Here is a 7,564-nt window from a genome sequence, read left to right as displayed (position 1 = left end):
GTGCTCGACGCCCGTCGGATGGCGCGTGCGAGCGGAGTGGCGATCGACCTCGATGCCGCGGCGGGCTGAGGCCGGTCAGCCGGCCGCGGAGGAAGCGGGCGAGACGGGCGACGCCGATGAAGCCCACCAGATCGTGGTCTCGCCGTAGTCCTTCCTCCGCTCCCGCTCCAGACCCGCGGGCCAGCGCGGCTCCGGGCTGCGGGAGCTCCGCTCCACGACGACCACCGCGTCCTCGCGCAGCAGCGGCAGCACGCCGGCGAGATCGGCGGCGAGGTCGTCCTCGCCGAGGTCGTAGGGCGGGTCGAGGAACACCGTGTCCGTGTTGAGGGCCGGGGACCCGTCGAGGAAGGAGCGGACCGAGCCGGTCACCACCTCGATCCGCGGGGCGGGCCGCTTGTTCTTGGCCGCCGCGGTCACGATCGCCCGTGCATTCTCGCCCGCGGTCCGGGCGGCCTTCGGGTCGCGCTCGACCAGGACGACCGCGCTCGCTCCGCGGCTGGCCGACTCGAGCCCGAGGGCGCCGGAGCCCGCGTAGAGGTCGACCACCGTCGCGCCGTCGAGGGCGTCCCGGGCCTCGAGGGCCGAGAAGACGGCCTCGCGCACGCGGTCGCTGGTGGGGCGGGTGCCCGCGCGCGGGACCCGGAGGGTGAGCGAGCCGGCGAATCCGGCGATGATCCTGGTCACCGGACCGAGCATAGGGCGGCACCCCTGCCTGCGGCGTCCGGTGGCCGCCGCGCGCTCCCGCCTGGCGGCACACTGCGAACTCTCGGAACCTGGACCCTTTTCCCGTCAGGACTGCGAGAATCCGTAGCTATGACGTCGCTCGAAGACACCCGCTCCGCTGTCGGCCGCCGAGCGGCTCCCGAGACGCCCCTGACCCGCGAGGAGTTCACGGCGCACTGCGGCGCCGTCCTCGGGAACCTCACCAGCGTGATCGACGGCAAGTCGGCCGAGGTCTCGATGGCGCTGACGGTGTTCCTCGCCGGTGGGCACCTCCTGATGGAGGACGTCCCCGGCACCGGCAAGACGGTCCTGGCGAAGTCGCTGGCGGCCTCGGTCGGCGGCAGCGTCGCGCGCATCCAGTTCACGCCCGACCTGCTCCCCTCCGACGTCACGGGGGTCTCGGTCTACAACCAGGCGACCCGCGACTTCGAGTTCAAGCCGGGCCCGGTCTTCGCGAACATCCTGATCGGCGACGAGATCAACCGGGCCTCGCCCAAGACGCAGTCGGCGCTGCTGGAGTGCATGGAGGAGCGCCAGGTCTCGGTCGACGGCACCACCCACCTCCTCCCGCGCCCCTTCGCCGTGATCGCGACGCAGAACCCGGTCGAGATGGAGGGCACCTACTCGCTGCCCGAGGCCCAGCGCGACCGCTTCATGGCCCGCCTCTCGCTCGGCTACCCCGATGAGCGCGCCGAGCTCGAGATGATCCGCACCCGCGACTCGGCCAGCCCGCTCGAGGAGCTGCGGCCCGTCGTGGGCCTCGCCGAGCTCGAGCGGATGATGGCCTACGTGCGCTCCGTGTACGTCGCACCGCCTGTGCAGGAGTACGTGGTGGCGATCATGCAGGCCACGCGGGTGGACCCCGAGCTGCGGCTCGGGGGGAGCCCGCGCGCCACGCTCCAGCTGATCGCCGCCGCGAAGGCGCTCGCCGCCCTCAGCGACCGCGACTTCGTGGTGCCGGACGACGTGGACGCGCTCGCCGTCCCCGTGCTCGGCCACCGCCTCCTGCCCGCCACCCGCCTCCCCGGCCGCTCCGGCGCCGGACCCTCGCACTCGGTCACGGAGATCGTGCAGCGCATCGTCGCGGCCACCCCCGTCCCCTTCGGCAACCGTGGCGACTGAGGCCCGCCCCGCCGAGACGCCGTCGTCCCGTCTCGGCGGTCTGCCCGCGCTCCGCGGGGTCGCGCTGACGCTGCGCGGCTGGGCGCTCGTTCTGCTGGGCGTCGCGGGAGTGGTGATCGCGCCGCTGTCGGAGTTCCGCGAGCTGCTGTTCGTCGGCCTGGTGCTGCTGGGCCTGCCCCTGGGCGCGCTCGTCTCCCTGCTCCTGGCGCCGGCGTCGTTCCGGGTGCAGCGCCGCTTCGCTCCCCAGACCGTCGCGGCCGGCGACGTGGTGGAGGTCGACGTGCTGCTCGAGAATCGTGGCCGCGCCGTCCGCAGCGGGGCCCGCGCCCACGACCGGCTCGAGCGCGTGGAGCGCGGGGTCGTCGTCGGCCGCCCGGTCGCCGAGGGCGTCTTCGGGCTGCCGGGCGTCCCGTCGGGCGGCCGCGTGCGCGCCCGCTACCGTCTGCCCGCCGAGCGGCGCGGGATCCACCGCATCGGCCCGCTGCGCCTGGTGCGCGGCGACGGCCTCGGGCTCGCGCTCCGCGAGAGCGTCGTGGGGGCTGCGCAGCCGTTCGTCGTGACTCCGCGGGTCGTGCCGCTCCAGAGCGACGTCCTGGACGCGCACGGAGCAGGCGGATCGAGCCCGGTCGCGCACGCGACGGCCGGCGCCGGCACGGACGATGTGATCCCGCGCGACTACCGCCCGGGGGACGCCATGCGCCGGGTGCACTGGCGGGCGAGCGCCCGCTCCGGTGAGCTCATGGTCCGCCAGGACGAGCAGAACACCGATCCGCACGCGTGGATCCTCCTCGAGACCCGGGCCGAGCGCGTGCTCGAGCGGCGCGGCGACGACCGGCTCGAGTGGGCGGTGTCGATGACGGCCTCCCTCGCCGTGCACCTGCTCGACCGCGGCTTCGAGACCCACCTCGTCGAGACGGGTGCGGACGGCGAGCCGGAGCACTCGGAGGACGAGCGCGAGGTGGCGCACGACGTGCTGCTGCGCCTGGCCGAGCTGGCGCCCTCGCGCGAGTCGGTCGACGCGGTGACCCGGATCTCGGCCGACATGCGCGACACGGGGGGAGTACGCCCGGTCTTCGCCGTGCTCACCCGACTCCTCGAGTCGGACCTCGATGGCCTCGGCTCCCTGGCCGCGCAGTCGCGCCCCGCGATCGCCTTCTTGGTCGCCGGCACCGCTGAGGAGGAGGCGGCTCTCGCCTCGCTCGGCTGGTACGCGGTGTCCGTCGACCCGAGCGCCTCCGTCGAGGAGGCGTGGGCGCAGGCCCTCGCTCTGCGGGTGGTGGCGTGAGCCGCCGCGTCGAGAGCGATCCGCGCGCCGGGTCGGCTCCTCTGAGCGGTCTGCTCTTCCTCGCGATCACGGCCGCCGCCGCCGGGATCGGGCGGCTCCTCGTCGGCGTCGACTGGCTGGTGCTCCTCGCGAGCGCGGTCGCCGTGGTGCTCGGCGTCCCGGCCGCCGCCCGGGCTCTGCGCGTGCACCCCGTCGTCCCGCCGATCCTCGGCACGCTGACGATGGTCGGCGTGCTGACCGCGATGTTCGTGCCCGGTCGGGCCCTGCTGTTCGTGATCCCCACGCCCGGCGCCGTCGCGCAGGCGGAGGCGCTCGCGCAGGGCGGCTTCCAGTCCATCGCCCAGCAGGGGCTCCCGGCCATCGCCGACGACGGCATCTCGTTCCTCCTGATCGGCGGGGTGGTCGTGCTCGCCTGGGCGGCCGACCTGTTCGCCTTCTCCGTCCGCCTCCCCGCCCTGGCCGGTCTGTTCCCTGCGGCGCTGCTCGCGGTGCCGGCGATCGTGGACCCCTCCGAGGTGTCCTGGGCGAGCCTCGTCGTCACTGCGCTCGCCTACGCGGGCGTGCTCGCCGCCACGGCCGCCCCCCGCCGCCCGAGCGGCCCGAGCGCGGCCGCGGCCGTGCTGCCCGCCTTCGCGGCCGTGACCGTCGTCGTCCTGGGCGCGGGAGTCGTCGCCGGGTCGGCGGCAGGCTACGCGCGCACCACCGCCCCCTCGGGCGTCTCCGGCAGCCTCTTCAACGGCGCGATCGACCCGGTGGTCGCTCTCGGCGCGGACCTGCGCCGCCCGAACCCCGTGACCGTGCTGCGCTACGCCACCGACTCCGACCTGCCCGTCTACCTCCGCGTGCTGACCGTCTCGGACTTCGACGGTGACGACTGGGCGCCGAGCGAGACGGAGCAGACCGCTCCGATCGAGGCGCCGATCGCGCCCGAGGGGCTCTCCGAGAGCGTGCCGCGCGAGGCGGAGGAGGTCGACGTCTCGGTGGAGACGCTGCGGAGCCAGTGGCTCCCTGTGCCGTATCCGGTCTCGTCGCTGACGGGCGTCGGCGACGGCTGGCTCCAGGACGTGCAGGACGGCTCGATCCGCGGCGACGCGACGACCCGCTCCGGAGACGACTACCAGGTGCAGGCGCTGCGGCTCGAGCCCGACCCGCAGCAGCTGCTCGCCGCTCCCGCGCCGTCCGGCGTCGACCGGTACCTCTCGCTCCCCGACGACGTGCCCGAGATCGTCCGCACCACCGCCGAGGAGGTCACGGCCGAGGCTCCGACCGCCTACGACCGGGCGCGCGCGCTGCAGACGTACTTCCGCTCGTCCGAGTTCCGCTACTCCGAGGACACCCCCGCGGAGGAGGGCTACGACGGCGACGGAGTCGGCGTGCTCTCGGCGTTCCTGACGACGAAGGAGGGCTACTGCGTCCACTTCGCCTCGGCGATGGCGGTGATGGCGCGCGAGCTCGGGATCCCGTCGCGGCTCGCCATCGGCTACCAGCCCGGCTCCGTCGTGCCCTCCGGCGGCAGCGACCTGACCACCTACCGCGTCCTCTCCTCCGACCTGCACGCCTGGCCCGAGCTGTACTTCGAGGGGGTCGGCTGGCTGCCCTTCGAGCCGACGCCCAGCCGCGGCGCTCCGGCCTCGTACACCCTGCCGAGCGCGACGGCGTCCTCGGGCCCCACCGCCCCGGGCTCGACCGCGACCACCGCGCCCGGTGCGACCAGCGCTCCCGCCGCGACGCCCACTCCGACGGCTGCGTCGGCGATGCCGACCCCCGGCGCCGTCGGCGCCTCGAGCACCACGGCGGCTCCGGCGGCGACGCTCTGGGTGCTGCTCCTGCTGCTCGTGCTCGTCCCCTGGCTGATGCGCGCCGTCCAGCGCGCGCTGCGGCGCCGGTCCGCGCGCTCCGGCTCCGTCGAGGCCGCGTGGGCCGAGCTGCTGGCGACCGCCCGCGACCTGGGCGTCCCCGTGGAGGACACGGAGTCTCCGCGCGCGCAGGAGGCCCGCATGGCTCCCGCCCTCGACCCCGGAGCGGCGGCACGTCTGCAGGGGCTCCGGGAGCGCGTCGAGCGCCGGCGCTACTCGCCGTCCGCGAGCGAGTCGGAGGCGTGGGACGACGCGACCGCCGTGGCCGCCGCGCTCCGCGGCTCCGCGAGTGCCGGTCGTCGGGTGCTCGCGTCGGTCGTGCCCCGCTCGGCGCTGGACCCGGTCGCCCGGCTCGCGCGTCCGAGGTCCGACCTATGATCGCTAGGTGATCCCGGACCCCCTCGACGCCTCGCTCGCGCCGCTGATCGGGCCGCGCACGGCGACCGCGGTCGAGAAGGCCTTCGGGTACCGCACGGTCGGCGAGCTCCTGGGCCACTACCCGCGCCGCTACGCGAAGCGGGGCGAGCTGACGGCGCTCTCGCGTCTCCCCGTGGGAGAGAGCGTGACGATCGTGGCGGAGGTGCGCGAGGTGCGCGAGCGGCCGATGCGCAACCGGCGCGGCACCCTGCTCGAGGTCGTCATCTCGGACGGCTCGGGCACGCTCTCGCTGACGTTCTTCGGACAGCCCTGGCGCGCGGCGAAGCTCCACCGCGGCGTGCGCGGGATCTTCGCGGGCACGGTCTCGATGTTCCGCGACACCCCGCAGCTCACGCATCCCGACTACCGCCTGTTCGACGACGAGGAGGCCGCCGCGACGGAGACGGGAGGCGGTGAGCTCGCGAAGGACTGGGCCGAGCGGCCGATCCCGATCTACCCGGCGACCAGCGCGATCTCGAGCTGGCAGCTCCAGGCCGCGATCGGCGTTCTGCTGGACGGCCTGCGCGACGTGCCCGACCCGATGCCCGAGCAGGTGCGCGCCGGCCGCTCGCTGCTGGGCCTCGGCGAGGCGCTGGAGCTGATCCACCGCCCGCAGCGGGACGGCGAGGAGGCGCAGGCGCGCGAGACGCTGCGCTTCCACGAGGCGTTCCTCCTGCAGCTCGCCCTGCTCGAGCGCCGGGCCTCGGCGCGCAGCAGCCCCGCGACCGCCCGCGTGCCCGGCCCCGGCGGGCTGCTCGAGCGCTTCGACGCCGCGCTGCCCTTCGCCCTCACCGGCGACCAGACCGCGGTGGGGCACGAGATCGCCGCCGATCTGGCTGCCGAGAGCCCGATGACCCGGCTGGTGCAGGGCGAGGTCGGCTCCGGCAAGACCCTCGTCGCGCTCCGGGCGATGCTCGCCACGGCCGAGAGCGGCGGGCAGGCGGCGCTGCTCGCTCCCACCGAGGTGCTCGCGGGGCAGCACCTCCGCTCGATCGCGAGGACCCTCGGCCCGGAGCTCGCGGCCGAGCTGGTGCCGACCCTCCTCACCGGCGGGCTGGGGGCGGCGCAGCGCCGCGCGGCCCTCCTCCGGATCGTCTCGGGCACGGCGAAGATCGTCGTCGGCACGCACGCCCTCCTCGGCGACGCGGTCTCCTTCTACGACCTGGGCCTCGTCGTGATCGACGAGCAGCACCGCTTCGGCGTCGACCAGCGGGACGCCCTGCGCCGGAAGGGCGCCACCCCGCCGCACGTGCTGGTGCTGACGGCCACGCCCATCCCGCGGACCGTCGCCATGACGGTCTTCGGCGATCTCGACACGTCGACCATCCGAGAGCTGCCCGCCGGGCGCCCCGGCATCACGAGCCACGTGGTCCCGCTCTCCGACCACCCCGCGTGGATCGCGCGGGCCTGGGAGCGCGCCGAGGAGGAGATCCGCTCGGGGCACCAGGTCTACCTCGTCTGCCCGGCGATCGAGCCGGGGGAGCCCGCCGAGGGCGCGCAGCCGCCCGAGGAGGACGCCGCCGCGCCGCTCACGACCGTCGCGGCGACGCTGGAGGGCGTGCGCGCCCATCCGCTGCTCGGGAAGCGCCGGTCGGCCGCGCTGCACGGGCGGATGACGACGGAGGAGAAGGACGCCGTGATGCGCTCCTTCGCCGCGGGGGAGATCGACGTCCTGGTGTCGACGACGGTCATCGAGGTCGGCGTGGACGTGCCGAACGCCTCGATGATGGTCGTGCTCGACGCGGAGCGGTTCGGAGTGTCGCAGCTGCACCAGCTCCGCGGGCGCATCGGGCGCGGCGGCGTCGCGGGGGTGTGCCTGTTCGTGACGGCGGCGGAGGCGGGGACGGTCGCGCGCGAGCGGGTGGACGCGGTCGCCGCGACGCTCGACGGCTTCGCGCTCGCCGAGGTCGACCTCGAGCTGCGCCGCGAGGGCGACGTGCTGGGCGACTCGCAGTCCGGCGGGCGCTCGTCGCTCCGCCTGCTGCGGGTGGTGCAGGACGCCGACGTGATCGTGGAGGCGCGGGCGCTGGCGGAGCGGCTCCTCGCGGAGGACCCGTCCCTCGCCGCGCACGATCGGCTCCGTGCCGCGCTCGAGCGCCGCGTGCAGGACCGCGACCGGGAGTTCCTCGCCAAGAGCTAGGCGGTGCCCGCCCGCTACTCT

5 protein-coding genes are annotated in these 7,564 nt (G+C 75.3%); 4 read left to right on the top strand and 1 reads right to left on the bottom strand.

Going from position 1 to position 7,564, the window contains the following annotated elements:
• Positions 1 to 75: 75 nt before the first annotated feature.
• Positions 76 to 684, bottom strand: coding sequence for an RsmD family RNA methyltransferase (locus C5C49_RS13115; RefSeq protein ID WP_104346341.1), 609 nt, complete (start codon positions 682 to 684; stop codon positions 76 to 78).
• 129 nt (positions 685 to 813) lie between these two features.
• On the opposite strand from C5C49_RS13115, the gene C5C49_RS13110 reads away from it, so the two are divergent.
• The 4 genes from C5C49_RS13110 to C5C49_RS13095 are packed head-to-tail and all read left to right on the top strand — an operon-like array spanning position 814 to position 7,543.
• Complete coding sequence (locus C5C49_RS13110; protein WP_104346334.1) at positions 814 to 1,845, top strand: MoxR family ATPase; 1,032 nt, start codon at positions 814 to 816, stop codon at positions 1,843 to 1,845.
• Positions 1,835 to 3,130 (top strand): DUF58 domain-containing protein, encoded by a 1,296-nt coding sequence (locus C5C49_RS13105; RefSeq protein WP_104346333.1) that lies wholly within the window; start codon positions 1,835 to 1,837, stop codon positions 3,128 to 3,130. Before C5C49_RS13110 ends, C5C49_RS13105 begins: the two co-directional genes overlap by 11 nt.
• Positions 3,127 to 5,364, top strand: a complete 2,238-nt coding sequence (locus tag C5C49_RS13100; RefSeq protein WP_104346332.1) for a DUF3488 and transglutaminase-like domain-containing protein — start codon at positions 3,127 to 3,129, stop codon at positions 5,362 to 5,364. The genes C5C49_RS13105 and C5C49_RS13100 overlap by 4 nt, the downstream gene beginning before the upstream one ends.
• 7 nt (positions 5,365 to 5,371) lie before the next feature.
• Complete coding sequence (locus tag C5C49_RS13095) at positions 5,372 to 7,543, top strand: ATP-dependent DNA helicase RecG (protein WP_374953851.1); 2,172 nt, start codon at positions 5,372 to 5,374, stop codon at positions 7,541 to 7,543.
• The last annotated feature ends 21 nt before the right edge of the window (positions 7,544 to 7,564 follow it).

The sequence above is a fragment of the Rathayibacter sp. AY1E2 genome (genome assembly GCF_002932325.1).
Lineage (GTDB): Bacteria > Actinomycetota > Actinomycetes > Actinomycetales > Microbacteriaceae > Rathayibacter.
This window is presented reverse-complemented; position numbering and strand designations above follow the sequence as displayed.